Source organism: Enterococcus olivae (genome assembly GCF_053760925.1).
In genome coordinates, this window is record NZ_JBSMVT010000005.1 from 77,763 (window position 1) to 98,204 (window position 20,442).

Annotated in this window: 20 protein-coding genes; 13 read left to right on the plus strand and 7 right to left on the minus strand. The window is 39.7% G+C overall.

What is annotated here, in order from left to right:
- The first annotated feature begins 27 nt into the window (after positions 1-27).
- Together ACWODM_RS05400 and ACWODM_RS05405 are read left to right on the plus strand one after the other, a co-directional pair.
- A complete protein-coding gene (locus tag ACWODM_RS05400; RefSeq protein ID WP_455320354.1) occupies positions 28-519 on the plus strand; it encodes a nucleoside 2-deoxyribosyltransferase in 492 nt (163 codons plus the stop codon).
- Positions 516-1,187, plus strand: a complete 672-nt coding sequence (locus tag ACWODM_RS05405) for a hypothetical protein (protein ID WP_455320355.1) — start codon at positions 516-518, stop codon at positions 1,185-1,187. The genes ACWODM_RS05400 and ACWODM_RS05405 overlap by 4 nt, the downstream gene beginning before the upstream one ends.
- Before the next feature lie 42 nt (positions 1,188-1,229).
- Here ACWODM_RS05405 and ACWODM_RS05410 read toward each other — a convergent pair whose 3' ends face one another.
- Entirely contained in the window at positions 1,230-1,463 is a 234-nt protein-coding gene (locus ACWODM_RS05410; RefSeq protein WP_455320356.1) for a hypothetical protein, read from the minus strand.
- 101 nt (positions 1,464-1,564) lie between these two features.
- Positions 1,565-2,503: a magnesium transporter CorA family protein gene (locus ACWODM_RS05415; RefSeq protein ID WP_455320357.1), complete on the minus strand. Its 939-nt coding sequence runs from the start codon at positions 2,501-2,503 to the stop codon at positions 1,565-1,567.
- A gap of 152 nt (positions 2,504-2,655) precedes the next feature.
- Here ACWODM_RS05415 and ACWODM_RS05420 point away from each other — a divergent pair, with 152 nt between their 5' ends.
- From ACWODM_RS05420 to ACWODM_RS05430, 3 genes are all read left to right on the plus strand, one after another.
- The gene (locus ACWODM_RS05420; protein ID WP_455320358.1) at positions 2,656-3,192 is read left to right on the plus strand and encodes an ECF transporter S component; all 537 of its coding nucleotides are present in this window, start codon (positions 2,656-2,658) and stop codon (positions 3,190-3,192) included.
- A gap of 104 nt (positions 3,193-3,296) precedes the next feature.
- Positions 3,297-3,662, plus strand: a complete 366-nt coding sequence (locus tag ACWODM_RS05425; RefSeq protein ID WP_455320359.1) for a YxeA family protein — start codon at positions 3,297-3,299, stop codon at positions 3,660-3,662.
- Between the two features lie 234 nt (positions 3,663-3,896).
- Positions 3,897-4,439, plus strand: coding sequence for a GNAT family N-acetyltransferase (locus tag ACWODM_RS05430; RefSeq protein WP_455320360.1), 543 nt, complete (start codon positions 3,897-3,899; stop codon positions 4,437-4,439).
- Positions 4,440-4,666: 227 nt separating this feature from the next.
- On the opposite strand, the gene queG is transcribed toward ACWODM_RS05430, so the two are convergent.
- Positions 4,667-5,827 (minus strand): tRNA epoxyqueuosine(34) reductase QueG, encoded by a 1,161-nt coding sequence (gene queG, locus ACWODM_RS05435; protein ID WP_455320361.1) that lies wholly within the window; start codon positions 5,825-5,827, stop codon positions 4,667-4,669.
- Positions 5,828-6,032: 205 nt separating this feature from the next.
- Here queG and thrC point away from each other — a divergent pair, with 205 nt between their 5' ends.
- On the plus strand, positions 6,033-7,517 hold the full coding sequence (gene thrC, locus ACWODM_RS05440; protein WP_455320362.1) for a threonine synthase: 1,485 nt from the start codon (positions 6,033-6,035) through the stop codon (positions 7,515-7,517).
- A 59-nt stretch (positions 7,518-7,576) separates the two neighbouring features.
- Here thrC and ACWODM_RS05445 read toward each other — a convergent pair whose 3' ends face one another.
- The 4 genes from ACWODM_RS05445 to glmS form a co-directional block, all read right to left on the minus strand.
- Positions 7,577-8,719, minus strand: a complete 1,143-nt coding sequence (locus tag ACWODM_RS05445; protein ID WP_455320363.1) for an amidohydrolase — start codon at positions 8,717-8,719, stop codon at positions 7,577-7,579.
- Positions 8,720-8,735: 16 nt separating this feature from the next.
- The gene (locus ACWODM_RS05450) at positions 8,736-9,563 is read right to left on the minus strand and encodes a MetQ/NlpA family ABC transporter substrate-binding protein (RefSeq protein WP_455320364.1); all 828 of its coding nucleotides are present in this window, start codon (positions 9,561-9,563) and stop codon (positions 8,736-8,738) included.
- A gap of 295 nt (positions 9,564-9,858) precedes the next feature.
- The gene (locus ACWODM_RS05455) at positions 9,859-10,620 is read right to left on the minus strand and encodes a tyrosine-protein phosphatase (protein WP_455320365.1); all 762 of its coding nucleotides are present in this window, start codon (positions 10,618-10,620) and stop codon (positions 9,859-9,861) included.
- A 137-nt stretch (positions 10,621-10,757) separates the two neighbouring features.
- The gene (gene glmS, locus ACWODM_RS05460) at positions 10,758-12,569 is read right to left on the minus strand and encodes a glutamine--fructose-6-phosphate transaminase (isomerizing) (protein ID WP_455320366.1); all 1,812 of its coding nucleotides are present in this window, start codon (positions 12,567-12,569) and stop codon (positions 10,758-10,760) included.
- A gap of 395 nt (positions 12,570-12,964) precedes the next feature.
- Between glmS and ACWODM_RS05465 the strand changes: the two genes are divergently transcribed.
- The 7 genes from ACWODM_RS05465 to ACWODM_RS05495 all read left to right on the plus strand — a co-directional run bounded on the left by ACWODM_RS05465 (position 12,965) and on the right by ACWODM_RS05495 (position 20,344).
- A complete protein-coding gene (locus ACWODM_RS05465) occupies positions 12,965-13,252 on the plus strand; it encodes a hypothetical protein (RefSeq protein WP_455320367.1) in 288 nt (95 codons plus the stop codon).
- A gap of 12 nt (positions 13,253-13,264) precedes the next feature.
- Positions 13,265-14,287 (plus strand): signal peptide peptidase SppA, encoded by a 1,023-nt coding sequence (gene sppA, locus ACWODM_RS05470; RefSeq protein WP_455320368.1) that lies wholly within the window; start codon positions 13,265-13,267, stop codon positions 14,285-14,287.
- Positions 14,287-14,937, plus strand: coding sequence for an RDD family protein (locus ACWODM_RS05475; protein WP_455320369.1), 651 nt, complete (start codon positions 14,287-14,289; stop codon positions 14,935-14,937). The genes sppA and ACWODM_RS05475 overlap by 1 nt, the downstream gene beginning before the upstream one ends.
- A 54-nt stretch (positions 14,938-14,991) precedes the next feature.
- A complete protein-coding gene (locus ACWODM_RS05480; RefSeq protein ID WP_455320370.1) occupies positions 14,992-15,909 on the plus strand; it encodes a hypothetical protein in 918 nt (305 codons plus the stop codon).
- A 127-nt stretch (positions 15,910-16,036) separates the two neighbouring features.
- Positions 16,037-17,317, plus strand: a complete 1,281-nt coding sequence (tig, locus tag ACWODM_RS05485) for a trigger factor (RefSeq protein WP_455320371.1) — start codon at positions 16,037-16,039, stop codon at positions 17,315-17,317.
- Between the two features lie 241 nt (positions 17,318-17,558).
- Entirely contained in the window at positions 17,559-19,415 is a 1,857-nt protein-coding gene (locus ACWODM_RS05490) for a TcaA second domain-containing protein (protein WP_455320372.1), read from the plus strand.
- Between the two features lie 2 nt (positions 19,416-19,417).
- Complete coding sequence (locus ACWODM_RS05495; RefSeq protein ID WP_455320373.1) at positions 19,418-20,344, plus strand: zinc-ribbon domain-containing protein; 927 nt, start codon at positions 19,418-19,420, stop codon at positions 20,342-20,344.
- The last annotated feature ends 98 nt before the right edge of the window (positions 20,345-20,442 follow it).

The following is a 20,442-nucleotide window of genomic DNA, read 5'->3' on the forward strand; positions in this document are numbered from 1 at the left end:
ACTTTTATAAATGTGGAGGACAATAGAATGAATATTTACTTTGCGGCACCGATGTTTGCCAAAAGTGACCTAGTTTTTAATGCATACTTAGTGAATCGTATTCGGGAACAATATCCAGAGGTGTCGATTTATCTGCCTCAAGAAAATGAAGCAATCAACGACAAAACTGCTTATGCCGACAGTAAAATGATCGCCTTGGCTGATACAGAGAAAGTGTTGGAAAGTCAGTTAATGATCGCGATCCTTGATGGTTTGAGTATCGATGCTGGCGTTGCTTCTGAGATTGGTGTCGCCTATGCAAAAGGGATACCGGTGATTGGACTGTATACTGATACACGGCAGCAGGGAGCAGATAATGACAAAAAATTGGCAGCCTTGCAGACAACTGCCGAGAATCAGTTTCACTATTTAAACTTATATACAACAGGACTGATCAAGCTGAATGGAGAAATCTATACTTCAGAAGAAAGCTTGTTAGCTGGTTTGGCTGAGTTTATGGAAAGTCGAGGAAATAGTTGATGTCAACTTATGTAAAACTGCGTCGTGGACTACTTCTTTTTGGCCTGGGAACGCTGGTCTTCAATATTAGCGAGTTGATTACAGGCAAATATCTTCCATTCGCAGCTATAGTGACGATCGTTGAATGCTTGTTAGGAATTGCGCTGATTTATGGACCAGAGTTTTTTAAACGCTTTTTCAAAATTGGTTTCCCGGCAATTCTAGTTTACTTTTATTGGTTGTTCCTCCTGATGTCTGTTTTTATTGGTACTTGTCTGCATCTGATGGATATTCTTTCTTATTGGGACAAGCTGCTTCATTTGACCAGCCCAATGATTTTGACAGCACTCGGTTATGGGATTCTTTGTACGATGTTGACTGACATTGATACAGAGATCCATCATATTTCTCCATGGGTTTTTCTGCTGTTTGGTTTTTCATTTGCAGGCTTATGTGGGGTGTTTTGGGAATTTTGGGAATGGTCCTGGGACGCGATTGGCAACATGAATCTTCAAAGATATATGACAATCGATGGCGAGCTTTTTGTAGGTCGAGAAGCTTTGAGTGATACCATGGGGGATTTGTTGGTCAATACGATTGGTGCAGCGATCATGGCTGTGTTTTCTTGGTACCAGTATCAAAAGGACGAGTATTATTTTGTGCGTTATGAAATTGCGATTCTTCGCTAAAAAAAACGGAAAATCTTTTAAAAGATTTTCCGTTTTTTTTATTTAGGTAATTTGGTTGTCAAAAATTTGTGCTTTAGCAAAGTCTTGTTTCACTTCGGAGTCTTCATGACGAAGGAGGTTATTGTCCACACTGTTATTAGGGTCTGAAGTATCGCTTTCAGTTTCTGGTGATTCGTCTAAATTCAGCTCTTTTTCCATTTCGTCAATTTGTTCAAAAGGATTCTCTTTTTTCCGTTCTTCTGCTAACTTTTTTAGTTTGTCATCAGCTTGCGTCATGGTGATTTCCTCCTTTTTCTTTCTATATCCATCGTAACAAAAACTGTGCGCTTTGACAAAAGAAAGGGGTTTTTTCTTAAGATTTCCTTAGTTAAAGTACTTTAGTTAAAGTACTTTTTATTTTTCAAATAGATGGCTGCAAGGATCGTTAAGATAACGGTAATGACCATAACGATCACAAAGCCTAGAGTGGATTTTTCCCAAGGGAGTCCTCCTGTATTCATGCCCCAGATGCCAGACATCACTGCTGGGATCGTCAGAACTAGTGCAGCCGATTCCAAATATTTCATTAAATGGTTCAAATTATTATCGATCATACTGGCAAATAGGTCACCGATCGTATCGATCAGTTCATGATAGACTTGAACCAAACGCAGTGCTTGTTTTTGTCGAAGCTTCACATCGAAAATCAGCCCTTTGTCATTGACGAGATCCAAAAATTCGGTATCTTGCCACAAATTCTCCAAGGTCTGATTTTGGTCTGACAAAATATGATCGATAAAAATCACTTCGCGATCAACATCTGCTAAACGAAAAAGCTGTTGGTTGTCTGTCGTTTGACGTGCTGCTTGATCTAGGTCATCGATCTCTTTTTTGACCTTTTTCAAGCCTGCGATAAAATGCCGATAAATGCTTAAAAGTGATTGTAAGACGACCTGTTGAAAGGAATAAAAAGCTGTGTCTTGTTTGACTAACTGTTGGATGAAATGGCTGTTTTTGCCTGTGTAGGTCAACAAAACTTCATCAGATAATACAAAAGAGATCGGTTCAATACGCTCCTCAACTGGTCGGTCCTCAGAGGATAGATTAAATAAGACGATCGAAATCGCTTTATTCAGCTTAGTGTCTTCAAGATATTCAATTCTGGAGACCTCATCGGAACTATCAGCGGCAACAAAAATATCCTCTGGAAGCGAAAATCGCTCAATAAAGGAAGAGAGTTCTTCCTTAGAATCTTGGTCGATGATCAGCCAGTTATGATTCTCTTTAGTGCCTTTTTGCAGGCCACGCTCTTTATCTATTTGGAAATAAGTCAACATGTCATTCACTCCCAGTATTATCTGTTTCTTCTCTCTTAGAATAACATACTCCGAGAAGAGTCAGGCTCTTTTACACTCGCTGATCCTAAAAGTTTTTGCGTGCAAGCGTTAGCTAGATTATAATAAAGCAAATAACAAAAAGGAAGATAATGATGAAGCCAAGATTCTTTGAAAAAAAATCAATGTTTTCAACTTATGAAACTGCTTATCTTGCAATGATGGTGGCCGCTTGTGTCGTAGGACGACTGATGTTTCAGTTCATTCCAAACGTGCAGCCAATGACCGCGATTTTTTTGATCTTAACCTGTCAGCTGGGGATCTCAAGAGGATTGATCGTAAATGTCTTGTCGTTGTTGATCACAAATATGTATCTAGGTATGGGTGTTTGGACCATTTCCCAAATCCTCTCTTTTTCAGCAGTTATTCTGTTGATGGGGCTTTTATGCAAGTGGCAGAGTTTTCGAGAGAAGAGAAGCTGGCAAGTGTTATTCAGCATAGCTGCGGGATTTATTTATGGCTTTATCATCGCTTGCATCGATGTCCAGCTGTATGGAATTCCGTATTTTCTTCCGTATTACTTCGCAGGTCTTTCTTTTGATTTCTTGCATGGACTTGGAAACGGAGGATTCTATTTTTTATTGGCTCCTGTTTTCAATCAATTGATCAAGCTGGCTAGAGCAAGACACTGATTTGCAAAATAACAAAAATGTAAGAAGAATAAAGGAACATTCGATTTTCTCGCACTGTTTGCGCTGTTAGACTGTAAGGGAATCAAACAGTAGGAGAGAGAACCATGAAAAAATTATTTAGTGTACTAGTTGTTTTATTGGGAATTTTAGTAGTAGCTGGTGCAGGAACGTTTTACTATTTTACATCCAAAACACCCTATTACACGCAGATTGTGACTACAGGAGAACGAGTAATTTCCCATGATACGAATACCCAAGAAGAATTCGTTCAGTATACCTACCAGCAAGAAGGCTACGATGAAGAGGGGACTCTTCGAGAATTAGACTTTATGACGCATCCAGATTTAGGCAGACCATTTCGAGAAGGCGCTTATTTAAAAGTCGATGTCAACCGTTGGAAGGGTGAGCTTGGTTATGAAGAGGTTCAGAAAGAAGAGATTCCACAAAAGGCTTTGGATAAATTGAAGTAAGAAAAAGAGGAGAATCATCCTCGATATTTATGCTGTTCTACAAGTATTAGAAGCTTTCAAACATTGATTTGGAGGCTTTTTTGTTCTTTTTTTAAAAGAGCTGTACTTATTTCTTATTTCAAAAATAAATGGAGATTGTCTTTAGTGGAAAAAATTATATGACTGATAGATAGAAATATGGTTAACTAAATATAAAGCTATGGCTAATGATTGATATGTGAAAGGAAAATCAATATGACAGAAATAAAAATAATTCCTATTTCAATTCAAAATGAATGTGCGCTACTACTTCCAAATGAACCCTTTAGTTTAATGGGTAAATTAAATGTTATACGTACTAAAGTAGGATGGCATCACGAAGAAGAATTATTTGAGGAAACAGATACGCAAGTTTTTCCTAATGAAAATTACAAGCTAGAGGAAATTAATAAGAATGGCTTTGCGATAGGAGCATTTGTTGGTGATCAGTGTATTGGATTAGCAACTTTTGAAGAACAATGGAATAAATTTTTATATTTAGCGGACCTTAAAGTCAACGGTAATTATCGTAGACAAGGGATTGCTAAGAAATTACTTCATGCGGCTAAACCTATTGCTGTGAAGCGTGGATGCGAGAGATTTTCTACAATTGCTCAGGATAACAATCTTTATGCAAATCGATTTTACTTAAATTATGGTTTTGTAATTGGTGGATATAACACGATGGATTATGCGTTTACTCAACAACGTGGAAAAGCAGATATCTATTATTACTATCCATTTGCAACATCGGATTAAATATCTTAGAAACAAACACTTTTGTGGAGTAAGAATATAGTTGTGATTCAATAAGAGACAGAATTAAAAAGGCTATTGAATTTGTCTCGAATGATAGATTTTATACGGATAGTGAAAGAAATGAAGCATTGTATGAAAAGCGGATTACTATAAACAAATGACGAAGCCAATAGGATTGATATTGTGTAAGTACAATATCAATCCTATTGGCTTCAAAAAAATCGTCCTTATCGCCTCTTTTTATCTGTGGTTAGATAGGTGAGTGTTTCTTCCAATTCTGTCAATACTTCTTCATCTGTCTCGGTGCTCTGAAGATCTCTTAAGGTATCAAGAAACTGATCGGGCGCTCTTTTGGTCAATTGACCGATCGCCCAGACCGCTGTTCCTCGAATCACCGGTCGTGGATCATCCAGACAATTGACGATTTTTGGCAGTGCTTCTCGTCCACCCAAATTAGCCAAAGCGATCAATGCGTTTCGCTGAAGGGGTTTCTTTCCGCGCCAGGAACCTGCTAGGTGTCCGAATTGCGTTTTGAATTGTTTGTTGGAAATTGTCAGTAAGGGGACTAATTTAGGAAAAACTTCCTCTGTCTGTGGTTCCATCTCAGGATGAAAGTGAAAATCTTTTCCTTTATTGTAAGGACAGACTAACTGACAAATATCACAGCCATAAATGATGTTTCTGATTTTTTTGCGGTATTCTTTGGGCATCATGCCTTTTGTTTGCGTTTGATAAGAAAGGCATTTCTTCGCATTCATGCGACCATCACCTAGAAGCGCTCCTGTTGGACAGCCGGTGATACAACGGGTGCAATCTCCGCAACCGTTGGCGACCGGTTCATCTGGTTCGAACTGGATATTTGTTACAATCTCACCGAGGTAGACAAAGGAGCCGTATTCTTCGGTGATCAGTAAGCCATTTTTACCAATAAACCCTAAACCAGCACGCTGTGCCACTGCGACGTCGACAAGTTCCCCTGTGTCTACTTGGGGAACAAAGCGCCAGTCGGCAGTTTCTTGTTCAGAATCAGCTTCGGTCTTGATAAAATCGATTAGCCGATTCAAGCGATCTTGTAGAATATTATGATAATCGATCCCCCAAGAAGCTCGAGCGAATTGACCGCGTTTTTCATCTCTGGGAACTTCTTCATGGATCTTGGTTGGATAGGCCAATGCGATTGCAATGATACTCTTAGGATTGTCGAAGGTTTTTTCCGGATAGATCCGCTCATCGATATCTGGATGTTCGAAGCCGGAAGTGTGACCAGCGGCTTTTTGCTCGATCAACGATTCTTTTAGATAGTCAAAAGGCTCGGCTGTCGTAAATCCGATTTTGTCGATGCCTATTTTTTTACTTTCTGCGATGATTCTTTCTTTTAATGATTGCATGAAAGACACTCCACTTATTGTAAGATTTCTGTTTCTACTATAGCATATTTTGCTGGAACAGGGGATTTTTCAAGAGCTGTTTTTTTAATTAAGAAAAGAAAATGAAAGAATGGAAAACTTTTTCAAAAAAAGAAAGTTCCTTATAGTCTAATCAGGGAAAAAATGATAAAATGATTAAAATATGTTTATAAAGGGAGAGCAGTGTATGTCTTTACTATACAAAAGCACCAGAGATTCTAATAATGTCGTTACAGCTTCACAGGCTATTTTACAAGGTTTGGCTACTGATGGAGGCTTGTATGTGCCAACAGAGATGCCAACACTTTCTTTAGACTTTGATCAGTTGGCAACGCAAAGTTATCAAGAGGTTGCTTTCACGATCATGAGTGCCTTTTATCCTGACTTTACAGAAGAGGAACTGCGTAATTGTATCGAAGCAGCTTACGATGAAAAATTTGATGACGAAGCGATCGCACCTGTCGTAAAAAAAGGCGACATTCACTATTTGGAACTGTTCCATGGTTCAACGATTGCCTTCAAGGATATGGCTTTGTCAATCCTGCCTTACTTGATGACAACGGCGGCTAAGAAAAATGGCGTAGATGATGAGATCGTTATTTTAACAGCTACATCTGGTGATACTGGAAAAGCGGCCATGGCTGGTTTTGCAGATGTTCCGGGTACGAAAATCATTGTCTTCTATCCAAAAGACGGTGTCAGCAAGATCCAAGAAAAACAAATGGTCACTCAGAAAGGTGAAAATACCTATGTCGTGGCTATCGATGGTAATTTTGATGATGCACAATCAACTGTCAAAGCGATGTTCAATGATAATGAATTGAAACAGAAGCTGTCAGAAAATGGCAAACAATTTTCTTCGGCAAATTCAATCAATATCGGCCGTCTGATTCCTCAAGTCGTGTATTATGTCTATGCTTACGCACAATTAGTCAAAGCAGGCGAGATCACTAATGGTGAAGCGATCGATGTTTCTGTACCAACAGGGAATTTTGGAAATATTTTGGCAGGATACTATGCCAAACGTATCGGAGTGCCGTTCAATCAATTGATTTGTGCATCGAATCCAAACAAAGTCCTGACTGATTTCTTCCATACAGGCATCTATGATCGCAAACGACCATTTTATGTGACTTCATCTCCTTCGATGGATATTCTGATCTCAAGCAATCTTGAGCGTTTGATCTTCCATTTAGCTGGAGAAAATGTCCAACAAACCAAAGAGTTGATGGATCAATTGACAACTGAGGGAAGCTATGAGATTACGCCAGTCATGAAAGACGAACTACGTGATTTTTATGCAGACTTTGCAACGGAGGAAGAAACCAAGACTGCGATCGAAAAAATCTTTGAAGAAAGCAATTACGTGGTTGATCCCCATACTGCAGTAGCTGCTAGTGTACTGTTTAAATATCAAGAGCAGGCGGAGGAGCGTCCAGCATTAGTTATTTCTACAGCTAGTCCTTATAAGTTTCCACGAGTCGTTGTTGAAGCATTGACTCAATCTGAGACGGATCAAGATGATTTTGCTCTAGTAGAGGAGCTACATGCCCAATCAAAGGTTGAGGTACCAAAAGCAGTAACGGAGTTGAATGAAGCAGCGATTCGTCATGATCGTGTAATTGCTTCTGCGAAAATGAAGAATTGTGTCGAAGAGATTTTAGGGTTGTAATAACAAAATAAAAACGGCTGGAACCATTCTTTTTTGAATGATTCCAGTCGTTTTTTTGTTTAGACAAGCAACAGATCAAATAGTGTTTCTACTGCCTTTAGATAATAATTGACACTGTACACCAAAGCCTCATCATCAATCAGAAAAGCCGGATGATGAAGGGGAATACCTTTTCCCGTACCGATCGAGGCAAAGAAGGTAGGGACTTGTTCCTGATAAAAAGCGAAATCTTCGCCACCTAGATTACTTTTTAACGCAACAGTTTCTTTGGCGATCGCAGGGATTGCCAAAGAAAGTTGCTTGAACAATTTAGGATCGTTGTTGACGGGACCTGGTCCAGTGATCCAGTCGATCGTTGCGATTTGTCCAAAGCTTTCAGCTGTGTGAGTGACGATTTTTTTCATTTGATCAATAATTTTTTTTCGAAGTGTTTCGTCAAAGGTACGAATCGTTCCTTCAAATTGAAATTTATCAGGGATCACATTCCAAGTGTTTCCTGCGTTGACGTGAGTTACAGAAAGAATTGCCTGCTCACTTGCAGGAATATGCCGACTAATAATCGCCTGAAGATTGCTGATGATCTGAGAGCCGGTGACGATTGGATCACTTCCCTGATCAGGGTGAGCAGCATGTGTGCCGATGCCTTGGATCGTTACGAAGAAGCGATCGACACTGGCCATTTGTTTGGAAGCTCTGGCACCGATCGCCCCTAAAGGAAGTTCCGGTGCATTGTGAAAGCCGACCATTGCTGACCAAGAGGACAAATCAACTGCGTCCATGACCTGCTTGGCTCCTTGAAAAATCTCTTCAGCCGGTTGAAAAACCAGTCGGATCTTTCCGGGAAGTCGAGCTTCATTCTTTTTCAGAATGATGGCAGCTCCCAATAAAGAAGTCGTGTGAAAATCATGTCCGCAGGCGTGCATGACGCCTGGATGCACAGAGGTATAAGGCAGTTGCGTTTCTTCTGTGATCGGTAAAGCATCGATATCTGCTCGCAGACCAATCGTCGGTCCATCAGAAGTGCCGATCTCCGCAATGACGCCCGTCTTTAATTCAGTTTCTAAAACAGTGATATTTTCCTTTTGAAGGAAATCTTTGATAAACGCAGTTGTTTGGATTTCCTCACCTGAAAGCTCAGGGTGTTGGTGAAGATACTGTCTGGTCAAAGCTAGTTGTTGAAAAAAATCTGTCTCTAAAAACATGGATGTATACAGCTCCTTATTTTTGCAGGTCTTCTGGAATAAACCAGTAATCGTCTTGATTTTGCTCTGCTACAAAGTCTAGGAATTCATCGGATTTATAGGCTTCAACGATTGCTTGTGCCCAGTCAGAATCTGCATTTCCTTCTTTAACAGTGACAACTAATTCGTATTCTTCTAAAATATCTTCGCTCAAAAGACTTTCCTCTGCAGGGATGTCGGCGCTATAAACGATACTTCCTGGAATAACACCAAAATCGATGTCCTCACGACTACGAGGAATCTGAGCAGAATTCATTTCGATCACATCAAGATTCAAAGGATTTTCGGCGATATTACTTGAGGTTGCTTCGATAGGATCAACGTCACTGTCCAGTTTGATCCAGCCAGCTTTTTCAAGCAACAACAGGGCACGTGCTGCATTGGAAGCATCGTCTGGGATTGCGACGATATCGCCTTCCTCAATATCCTCTAATTGTGCTTTACGTCCACCGAAGATACCTGCAGGAACAGTTGGAATTGAAACTAGCCCAACAAGATCACCGTCGCTGTTCTCATTGAAATTTTCTAAATAGGCGGTATGCTGATCCACATTCACGTCGATATCGCCGTCATTCAAGGCTACGTCTGCCTGTAGTAAGGCTTCGAAAACGGTTTCCGTCACGGTATAGCCTTGCTCTTCTAGAATGGGTTTGATGCCATCCAGAAACAGTTCACTGTATGGACCAGGAGAGGTACCTACACGAATTTCTGTTGCTGAATCTTCCGTATTGCTTCCGCATCCGGCTAACAACAATACAGTGCTGACTACACCAATAATACCACTTGCTAATGTTCTTTTTTTCATTTTTACTCCTCCTCATGATGTAAACCCTTGGTAGATATTCTTGTTACGAAGCTCTTTAAGAGCAAAATTTCCTCAGAAAACAATATTTTTAGGGAAGTTTTTCTTCGTCAATGTGTCTTTGCTTTATGCTTGAGAATATCAAACTCAAAAACCAGTGTCAACGCTGTAAAACGTTGTGTCACTGGTTTTTGGTACGTGATAGTTTTTTGTTATCATCGGAAAAGACTGTCGATTGACTAACGGTTCTTGAAATCAATTGATTTTATGGGTTACTAGCAGTGCATTATATAATTAATCAATCAGTCAGCAACAGGCTTTGCAGGTCTTTTTGCATTCGAGTAGAAATCTTTAATGCATTGGTTAAATAGGACTGGATGTCTCCAAATTCTTCCGCTATCGTCTGATAGAAAGTATCAAGATATTCACTCTTTACATTCAATGCGATTTCCAATGCTTCTGTGACGTTTTGAGTAGCGCCGTTGTCTTTTGCCGCTTGGATTACTTCCTGATTTTCTTGAATTCGTAATTTATTCGTCAATAAATAGTCCTGATAGATCAGTTCTTTAGGAACACCTAATGTCTCTAAGAGTAGAGCTGCTGAAATACCTGTCCGATCTTTTCCCGCAAAGCAGTGAAAGAGGAAGCTATTTTCAGGAGCGACACTCAATGCTGTTTCGATAACTTGAGTAAAACCAGCCTGTGCCACTTTGTTTGTTGTCATGACTTGATACAACTCATGCATATAGGTTCTGGCTTTCTCTCCTGAACCGAGTTTGACAAAATCACCGAGTCCAGCACCTTCTTCGTGGATGCTTTTAAAAATATCGATATGGATGTATTCGGTTGGTTCAAACAGGATGTCCGGACGTTCAGAGACCTCATTCAAAGAACGCAGATCAACGATTTTTTCCAGTCGATAGGTATCCAGCAATTGCTGCTGATCTTCCGGAGAAATACGAGACAGCTCCCCAGAGCGTAATAATTTTTTTGCTCGGACTGTTTTGCTTTGTTGAGTGGTCAATCCACCTAGGTCGCGAAAATTTGTAATAGTTTTCATCTATTGCACATCCTTGCCTATTTTTTGTCGTTCAATAAAATTATTCTAACATAAATAGGCATTTAAAATGAGTGGATGAAAGAGAAATGTTCGAAAAAAGACCATTTGTACGAATCAAATGGTCTTTTTTAGCTATTCTATTCTACAGTTACAGATTTTGCTAAGTTACGAGGTTTGTCTACGTCGTATCCACGTTGCAGTGTGGCGAAATAGGCAATCAACTGTGTTGGAACGACAGCAACCAATGAGGTCAGCAATGGATGGACGTTTGGCAAGACCAGCTGATCAGTCGGACGTGCAAGTTCTTCGCTGACAATGACTAACGTATGTGCTCCGCGACTTTCTACTTCTTTTAGATTGCCTCGTGTATGAGCGCCAGTAGTTTCTTCTGTAATAATCCCGAAAACAGGAGTACCTTCTTCGACTAAAGCAATCGTACCATGTTTCAATTCTCCAGCGGCAAAGCCTTCTGCCTGAATATAAGAGATTTCTTTTAGCTTCAATGAAGCCTCACAAGAAACGTAGTAGTCATTGCCACGACCGATATAAAAAGCATTGCGTGTCCCAGTCAAATAATCTTCCGTCAATTGAGAAATCAGTGCTTTTTCACTGATCATTGTTTCCATTCCCGTCGCTGCTAAGGACAACTCGTGGAAGACGTCAAAATCTTCTGCGGTTGGGATTTGCTTATGACAGCCGACACCTTTTGCTAAAAGAGTCATTACTGCGATTTGAGCAGTGTAGGCTTTTGTTGAGGCGACAGCAATCTCAGGACCTGCATACAGCAATAGTGTATGTTTTGCTTCTCGTGAAAGGGTAGACCCAGCCACGTTTGTGATCGTTAATGAAGGGTGTCCTAAACGATTGACTTGCACCAATACTTGACGACTATCGGCGGTTTCTCCGCTTTGAGTCAAGAAAAGGAAGAACGGCTTTTGTGACAACAGAGGAACATTGTAGCCAAATTCACTGGATAAATGAACCTCTACAGGGATCTCTGTCATTTTCTCGATCAATTGTTTTGCTGCTAAACCGGCATTGTAGCTGGTACCACAGGCGATGATGTAGATACGATCACTCTCAACAACTTCCTGAACCAGTGCCGGATCGAGGGTCACATTTCCCTGACCATCATTGTATTCTTGAACAAGACGACGCATCACAGCAGGCTGTTCGTCGATCTCTTTTAACATATAGTAAGGATAGGTTCCTTTTTCAATGTCCGTCAAGTCAAGTTGCGCTTCATAAGGTTCACGAGTGATGGTTTTGCCTTCTTGGTCTTCGATCAGAATACCTTCAGCAGTTACAGTTACCATCTCGCCGTCCACGATCTCCACAAACAGGTTGGTTTGATCTAGCATGGCTAAGGCATCACTACAGATGACATTAAAGCCCTCTCCAAGACCGATCAACAAAGGGCTTTTGTTTTTCGCTACATAGATCGTATCCTTGTCTTGCTTGTCGATCAAAGCAAATGCATAAGAACCTTGAATGATCGTCAAGGCTTTTTGAAAAGCTTCTTTCGTTGTTAAATTTTCTTTTTCCATTAAAGCAGAGATCAAGTGAACAGCAATCTCTGTATCTGTTTCTCCATGGAAAAGATCTTCTGGAACATAGTTTTGACGAATGTCTTCAAAATTTTCGATCACACCATTATGGACCAAAACCAAACGATTGTTTTGAGAAGTATGGGGATGGGCATTTTCTTCAGAGGGTTTTCCGTGAGTTGCCCAGCGCGTATGTCCGATACCGATCGTTCCATTGATTCCATCCGTTACTTTTTCTTCTAAACTTTTGATTCGTCCTTGTGACTTGATCAAATGATCAGATTGATTGTTTGAAACAAACAATCCTGCTGAATCATACCCACGATATTCTAAGCGTTCCAATCCGTTGATAATGATTCTTTCAGCATGTTCTTTTCCTACGATTCCTACGATTCCACACATAATGCAATTCCTACTTTCTGTTTGTCATTATGTATTTCTACTGCATGGCAAAAGTTTTGTGAAAGCTTCGCAACTTTTATTTGTTTTTGCCTGTAGAGTGCAGACCCTAGAGCCATCCGCCGAATGTTCGATAAGCTCTTTCCTCGTCATCTGCCAGTAAGACAGATCGGGCGCTATCCGTATTGGTATAGTTGACCTCCTTATTTTTTTTAGTTAGAAATACACTGGTAATGATATAGATTAAAGGGAGGTAAGTCAATAAAAATATTGAAAAATTAAATTGGTCTAATTTTTATCCGCTTGATATCTAGAAGAAATAAGCAGGAAAGAATATTATCACTATCAAAATTTTCCGAGATTCGCTACAATAGAGACTAACAGAAAGAAGGGATCATATGTCAGAATTCGTTCGTGCGATGACGCTGGGAGAATTAAAAGAAATTATTCAAAAATTAGAAAATGAGGCTGTGCCAGAAGAGACAAAAATTATGCTGGATACAGGCTGGGACAGTTTGCAGGAAATCTTACCAGGGGCTGTTCAAGTGAAGGAAGCACGAGCCTTTAAAGTGCAGGATGAGCTGACCAAAGAATATTTTGGTGGATACGCTTTGGTTGAAAAAGCTGAGAAGATGGCTGCTGAAGGAGCCGTAGAAAAAGTTGTAGTAATTGAAAATTTGTATTGATAGGAGGATATAATGAATAGAAGAAGATGGATAGCCGTTGCGATCGCGGTCAGTTTGTTTGTATTTTCGGGTGTCACAGCTTTGTTGAGACCCCCAAAGGATGAGATGGACTCACTCAGTGGTTTGAATGCTCTATTATATGGAACAAACGAGTTGACAGAGCATATCGTTGAGGATGGAAATACGCAAAATCGAATCGCTTTGCTTTATGTAGATGGAGCGATTACCAATACTGGTGGCGGCATGTTTGCCACTGGCGGATACAATCATCAAGTTTTTTTGGAAGAGTTAAAGCAGATCCAGTATGATCCAACGATCGCTGCTGTGATGCTACAAGTCAATTCTCCAGGTGGCGGTGTCTATGAAAGTGCCGAAATCGCTAAAGAAATAAGAAAAGTTCAAGAGTTGGATGTTCCTGTTTATGTCAGCATGACGAATATGGCAGCCAGTGGCGGTTATTATATCTCGGCTTCGGCAGACAAGATTTTTGCGACAGAAGAAACTATCACCGGATCGATCGGTGTCATCATGTCAGGTATGAATTATTCAGGCTTGATGGAAAAGCTAGGGATCGAAGACGCTACCTATAAAAGTGGGGCGTTGAAAGATATGGGATCGGGGACTCGAGAAGCAACCGAAGATGACAAGCAAGTACTTCAAGGCTTTGTAGACAGCTCGTACAATCGTTTTGTTCAAGTTGTTTCAGACGGCCGTGGCATGCCAAAAGAAGAAGTTAGAGAGCTTGCTGATGGAAGAATCTATGATGGTGCACAGGCTCTAGAAAATGGTTTGATCGATGATTTAGGTTTCCCAGAAGATGTTTTGTATCATCTACAAGCAGATAATAATCTGCAAGGAGCACAAATCATTGAGTATTCTCTTTCAGCCACAGGTTTTGCCAATACATGGTTTGGTTCTAAATTAGCAGAAGTTCAAGGACTGAAGCAAACAGACACTGACCGCATGCTGAATCTGCTTGAAAGCATTGGGACACCAAATGCACCGAAAGCCTTGTATTATTACGGAGGTGAGTAATGATGACGAACAACGAAGAACAGGAAAATGCGAAAAAAGCTGTTCAGTCCAACCATCCAGATGATTTTTATCATCAAGTACTAGGGTCCTTTAAAGAAAAAGAGTACACGGAGGAAGAAGTTCGAGAAAAACAACAAGACTGGGAACGCTACGAAGAGCCAGAGATGAAAAAAATTAACCACAATGATTTTCCCGAATATTTTTATGCCGGTTTTTGGATTCGTTTCTGGGCGTTTTGTATCGATCTCATTTGTATCAGTGCGATTGGTAGCCTAACGATCACTATCTTTTTCCGACTTTTTCAATGGCCGATCTCAAGTGCTTCCTTTAGCATTTACGGCTTGATGAGTTTGGCTATCTATCTTGCCTATTTCTCAGTACTAACTAAATTGAATCGTGGACAGACGATCGGAAAGATGGTTTTTGGTATTCGAGTCATCTGTTTTAATGAGGAAGAACTTTCTTGGCACACAGTATTAGTAAGAGAAATCGCTTGTCGTTTTGTTTTTCAAGCAAATCCATTTTTATACATGGGCTATTTGGCAGCTGCTTTCACGAAACGGAAACAACATGCCGGTGATTACCTTGCGGATACAAGTGTGGTAACCTTGAATATGATCAAAGCTTTCAATAAACAAGCACAAATCTAACAGGTCTGCGGGAATTCCCGCCAGACGTGTTTTAATAGAAAGTAGAGGAAGCAAATGACGGATGTTTTACCATTTCCCAGTGAAGCTGAACGATTATGGATGATGATCAACAAGAAAATTGAAGAGCAGAACTTCTTAGCGGCAAAAGACCTGTCACTCCAATTGTATCAACTGGAACCAACATTCCAACACTGTTATAAACTCATTCAAACTTATCAGCATCTGGGTGAATTTCAGCAGGCGCTGGAGTATGCTGAGGATTATTTGGAAGTCTTTTTGAATGACGAGAAAAATTTTACAGAATATATTCATTTGTTGATTCTGGCTGAGCAATATCTTTCTGCGCATCGCTGGTTAGTTGCGACAGTTTTTCCAACAGAAGGCTTGAAGGAGGAGCTCTCTCAAATCGAACAAGCGCAGCAATGGATCAATGGCAATGAGACATTTGATAAGCGGCAACAATTAATGAGATGGGAAAAGAGCATGCGTCCGATCCCACAAAAAGAATGGCAGGGCTGGATCAAGCGATTGACACGTTTGGACTTTATAACGATTTGCAAGGATTATTTCAAACAAGCGACCAATTTATTCATTCTTCCTAAATTAGTGGAAGAGCTCGTAAAAATTGGTGTGACAGAATCCTTCGATATCCAAGGTCAAACAGTTGATTTGTCTCTTTTGACTTCTCCTGAGAAAATGCCTTTTTTCATGCAAGCGCGGACTTATTTACAAACGATGCATTTGAAAGACCAACAATTGGAAGAGCTTGTGATCACAGAATTGAATGCTCATGTAGCATTGATGTATCCTTTCTTGCCGGCAGAAGAAGAGGCCGAGTGCTGGGTGGACAGTTATTTACAGGACTATCAAGAAGTATTTGGCGGATATGAAGATACTCCAACGATCGATGTAGCGCCGAAAATCCAAGCTAAAAAGCAAGAGTTGCGTCGGATTTATCAGACGTTGTTGTAGAAAAATTGAGAAAACGATGAAGTTTTTATTCAAAATGTTTACATTTACCAAGGCTTAGTGTACTATTTAAAGGTATGCATGAAACTATTTCATATGTAAATTTATTTGTTAATTCGGAGGGAAATACATGACTGCAAAATTTGAAAAAACAGGCACCAATGATGGTGTATTGACATTTTCGATTGCACAAGAAGAAATTCAAAAAGGCTTGACAACAGCTTTTAACAAAGTGAAAGGAAGCCTAAACGTACCTGGTTTCCGTAAAGGGAAAGTCTCTCGTACTGTTTTCAATCGTATGTACGGTGAAGAAGCATTGTATGAAGATGCTTTGAACGCTGTTTTGCCAGAGGCTTATGAAGCAGCTGTCAAAGAAGCTGGGATCGATCCAGTAGCACAACCAAAAATCGATGTAGAAAGCATGGACAAAGGTGAAGACTGGGTAATCAAAGCAGAAGTAACTGTGAAACCTGAAGTAAAATTAGGTGATTACAAAGACTTGACTGTTGAAAAACAAGACCGTGAAGTAACTGATGCTGACGTGGATGCTCGTTTAGAACGTGAACAAGAGCAGCAAGCTGAATTAGTTATCAAAGAAGACGCTGCAGTAGAAGGCGATACAGCTGTGATCGACTTTGAAGGTTTCTTAGGTGAAGAAGCATTTGAAGGCGGAAAAGGCGAAAACTATTCTCTTGAATTAGGTTCAGGTTCATTTATTCCTGGCTTCGAAGAACAGATCGTTGGTAAAAAAGCTGGCGAAAGCACTGATGTGACAGTGACATTCCCTGAAGATTACCAAGCAGAAGATCTAGCTGGTAAAGAAGCGGTCTTCAAAGTAACTGTACACGAAGTAAAAGGAAAAGAACTACCAGAACTAGACGATGAGTTCGCAAAAGATGTGGATGACAGCGTGGAAACTTTAGCTGAATTAAAAGAAAAATATCGTGCTGAATTGACTGAAAGCAAAGAAAAAGCTGCGGAAGATGCAGTGGAAGAAGCTGCGATCCGTCAAGCAGTTGAAAATGCTGAAATCGTTGAATTGCCACATGTGATGGTTCATGATGAAGTACACCGTGCGATGGATGAATTTTTGAACAATATGCAACGTCAAGGAATCAACCCTGAAATGTACTATCAATTGACTGGTTCAACAGAAGCAGATCTGCATAAACAATTCGAAGGTGAAGCAGACACTCGTGTGAAAACGAACCTAGTGATTGAAGCAATTGCTGCTGCTGAAGGTTTGGAAGCAACAGACGAAGAAATCGAAGCAGAGATCAAAGAATTGGCAGAAGCTTACAACATGCCAGAAGCACAAGTGCGCCGTGTGTTGACTGAAGATATGTTGAAACATGATATTACAATGAAGAAAGCCGTAGAGGTTGTTACTTCTACAGCTGTTGAAAAATAATTAAAATCAAAGCCGTTCTTTCTGGAGTAAAATTCAGAAAGAACGGCTTTTTTTGTTTAAATAAAATAATACAAATAATTTAAAAACTATTGTCAAACGTTAAGCGTAAATGTACACTATAACTAGCTATTTATTAAGAAAATTTAATAGTTTCTTTTTTGTTAATGATCAGAATCTTGGAATCGACAAAATTGATTAATAAATATGCGTTTAAATCAATCGATAAACTGGAGGTGAGAAAATGAAATTTTGTAGTAACTGTTCGAAAGAGTACCCAGACAACCAAAATTTTTGTGCAGACTGTGGTCTTGAATTGACTCAAAGATCTTTGGAAGAAGAACCAGTGGAGGGAATTGTTGAGAGTACCGTTTCCGGCGATGAAAAAATGACACAAGAGCAAGCTTCTGTTGATCAGCAAACTCCAGAAGAAGCCGAATACTGTGAAAACTGTGGGGAAGAGAAGGTGGAAGGAAATTTTTGTGAGAAGTGTGGACATCCTTACGGGAAAGCAAAAAATTCTCAGCTATCTGAAACGGTTGAAGCTATTCCACAGCCAGCAAAACAACTTTCTTCTAAACAAAGGAAAAGATATACAGTGGTAGGTGCAGCGGTACTGATCGTCTTGATTTTCATTTTTGGTACATATAAATTTGGCGAAAGCTATTATTCTAAAACGAATCAAGTAGAACGATATCAGGAACTTTTGTTGTCTACAGATGCTGAAAAGATTGCTAAAGCAGTAAAATCAACGGACCAACAATTTCAACTAACAAAAGAGAATATTCAAGTTTACACGAATTACTTGAAAGACAACAAAGCGTACTTGACTAACTTGACCAATCATTTGTCTAATGTCAAAGCTTCTGAAAGTGACGTGTATCTGAAGAAAAATGGCAAACATTTTTTCTTGTTTGATAAATACGATCTGATGTTGCAACCAGTCTATTTCAATGTAGTGACCAATGTTAACGGAATGTCTCTGGCAGTCAATGATGTTCAGGAAGAAGCGATTTCCGATCAGGAGAATTATACATGGAAATTAGGTCCTTTGGTTCCGGGGGATTATTTGATCAAAGGAACCTTTGATTATAACGGTGAAGAAACGACCGTGGAACAAGTCTTGGAACAAATCGATCGTGAAGAGATTTCTGGTAAGAATACTCGAAATCTTTCTTTTGAAGTAATGAAAGTTAAAGTGGATGTTGTTTCAATGATCAAAGACGGGGAACTTTTAGTTGATGGAACCTCTGTTGCCAAACTAAAAGACAATGGAAAAACACCTTTAGAAATGATTTGGCGAGATCACGCTGTTTTGCAGATCAAACAAAAGGTCGGTGAATTAACACTTGTTTCTGAACCGTTAGATTTTTACGCAGAAAATTATCTTGCGGAAGATTACTCATCTGAATATTCGAGCTATAATGTACCGATACATGAGTTTTCGGTTTCATCGAATGTGTCAGAGGGGACGGTTTACATGAACGATCAGACCATTGGTACCTTGTCAGATGGTTTGTTGAAGAATTTAGCCTTTGTCATTACTGAAAAACCCTTGGATCTCAAAATAAAGCAAAAATTTGGGGATGATTCAGAGATCGAATCCGAAAGCTTTCAATATCAGTTAGGAGACTACTATTCAGATGTCTATCTGCCATTTGAGACGGAGATTGATGATTACGATGTCTCAAGCTTCCTAAATCAGCTGTATTATGACGTTTCGGATTTTTCAGATGATTATTATGATTTTGGTAGCAGTGAGATTTTGACCTTGGAGAGCTATTTCGAAAATGGCGCAGCGAACGAAGAGTTTGTCGATTTCAAGGACAACTTTATCTTGCCAACACGCGCCAATGAAAACAAGATGGTTTCTACTCGATTGGCGAAGGTAGAATCTGTCCAAAGAACAGGTTCAAAAACATATGAAGTCCGCTATATCGTTAATTATTATACTTCTTATTATGATAATCGTAATGCGGTAGATCAATATTTCAGGTATACAAAGGCAACCTTTGTACTTGATGATACAGGAGAACTATTCATTCGGGATCTAGGTGGTAGTGATCATTTTGAAGAAGTTTCAGAAAGAGAGGCATATTAATTATGAAATATTGTGTACAATGTGGAAGTCAAATCAAAGATGAGGCAAGCTTTTGCCCTCATTGCGGACAAAATCAAAGTAAACCTGTGGAGATGGAAAGTCCAAGTAATCTTGTTCAGCAGGAAGCTCAAGAGGCCCCTGTTCAGCTAGAGCCTCAGGATGCGCCTGTTCAGCAGGAAGTTCAAGAAGCGCCTGTTCAAACGGAATCTCAGGATTCTCCTGTTCAACAGGAAACTCAAGAAGTTCCAGTTCAGCCAGAAAATCAAAATACTTCTGCTCAACCAGAGCATAAGCCAAATGTCATGGAAAATGAAACAGTCCAGCAAACTCTTTCCGCCGGGAAAAGTTATTTGAGCTATTTTTTGGCGAAACTATCAAAACCAACCTTATCGATCGAGCAAGCAATCAACTACTTTGGTTATGTAACATTGCTTTTATTTTCATTCTTCCAAACGTTGCTTATTTTTGGCGAACTCAGACGAGCGGATAGAACCTTTAGAGACATGTTTGGCTTTATGATTTCTCCATTTTCTTCAAGCTTTGATATCGGCTTTTCGGTATTCCTTAGACTCTTTATTTATTTTGTACTCTTTATGTTAGTGAGTGTAGGTGTTTCTTACTTTGTCGTTCATTATATTTTAAAAGCAAATGGGACATTTCATGAGTTTGTCAATAAATTTTCGTCAGTTTTCAGTGGTGTAACACTCTTGTCTTTTGTGATTTCTTTGGGAGTATTGATCAATTTGACACCAATGACATTGACGATCGTTAGTATATTGGCAGGTGTTCTGGTAACTTTCATAGCAACCGTTATGGTCATCACAGAAAAAGAAAACTATCTATCAAATAATTTGACACCTTTTTATAGTGTCACCTTAGCATTGGTTGTGATAGGTATTCTGGATGCTCTGGTTATTCTTTTGTTCTGATCGTATCATGAAGTAACAGCAAGAAAATAGTTGTTAAAATCAATAAGGAAAGAAAGAGAAGTGGTGCGATACTCGGTGGTGTTGAACTACTTCTCTTT

Bases quoted from the DNA above. Each gene is read 5' to 3' on its own strand.
- ACWODM_RS05445 (WP_455320363.1), bottom strand. From the start codon at position 8,719: ATGTTTTTAGAGACAGATTTTTTTCAACAACTAGCTTTGACCAGACAG.
- ACWODM_RS05430 (WP_455320360.1), top strand. From the start codon at position 3,897: ATGACAGAAATAAAAATAATTCCTATTTCAATTCAAAATGAATGTGCG.
- ACWODM_RS05490 (WP_455320372.1), top strand. From the start codon at position 17,559: ATGAAATTTTGTAGTAACTGTTCGAAAGAGTACCCAGACAACCAAAAT.
- sppA (WP_455320368.1), top strand. From the start codon at position 13,265: ATGAATAGAAGAAGATGGATAGCCGTTGCGATCGCGGTCAGTTTGTTT.
- ACWODM_RS05415 (WP_455320357.1), bottom strand. From the start codon at position 2,503: ATGTTGACTTATTTCCAAATAGATAAAGAGCGTGGCCTGCAAAAAGGC.
- ACWODM_RS05475 (WP_455320369.1), top strand. From the start codon at position 14,287: ATGATGACGAACAACGAAGAACAGGAAAATGCGAAAAAAGCTGTTCAG.
- ACWODM_RS05480 (WP_455320370.1), top strand. From the start codon at position 14,992: ATGACGGATGTTTTACCATTTCCCAGTGAAGCTGAACGATTATGGATG.
- ACWODM_RS05450 (WP_455320364.1), bottom strand. From the start codon at position 9,563: ATGAAAAAAAGAACATTAGCAAGTGGTATTATTGGTGTAGTCAGCACT.
- glmS (WP_455320366.1), bottom strand. From the start codon at position 12,569: ATGTGTGGAATCGTAGGAATCGTAGGAAAAGAACATGCTGAAAGAATC.
- ACWODM_RS05465 (WP_455320367.1), top strand. From the start codon at position 12,965: ATGTCAGAATTCGTTCGTGCGATGACGCTGGGAGAATTAAAAGAAATT.
- ACWODM_RS05495 (WP_455320373.1), top strand. From the start codon at position 19,418: ATGAAATATTGTGTACAATGTGGAAGTCAAATCAAAGATGAGGCAAGC.
- ACWODM_RS05455 (WP_455320365.1), bottom strand. From the start codon at position 10,620: ATGAAAACTATTACAAATTTTCGCGACCTAGGTGGATTGACCACTCAA.
- ACWODM_RS05425 (WP_455320359.1), top strand. From the start codon at position 3,297: ATGAAAAAATTATTTAGTGTACTAGTTGTTTTATTGGGAATTTTAGTA.
- ACWODM_RS05420 (WP_455320358.1), top strand. From the start codon at position 2,656: ATGAAGCCAAGATTCTTTGAAAAAAAATCAATGTTTTCAACTTATGAA.
- thrC (WP_455320362.1), top strand. From the start codon at position 6,033: ATGTCTTTACTATACAAAAGCACCAGAGATTCTAATAATGTCGTTACA.
- queG (WP_455320361.1), bottom strand. From the start codon at position 5,827: ATGCAATCATTAAAAGAAAGAATCATCGCAGAAAGTAAAAAAATAGGC.
- ACWODM_RS05410 (WP_455320356.1), bottom strand. From the start codon at position 1,463: ATGACGCAAGCTGATGACAAACTAAAAAAGTTAGCAGAAGAACGGAAA.
- tig (WP_455320371.1), top strand. From the start codon at position 16,037: ATGACTGCAAAATTTGAAAAAACAGGCACCAATGATGGTGTATTGACA.
- ACWODM_RS05400 (WP_455320354.1), top strand. From the start codon at position 28: ATGAATATTTACTTTGCGGCACCGATGTTTGCCAAAAGTGACCTAGTT.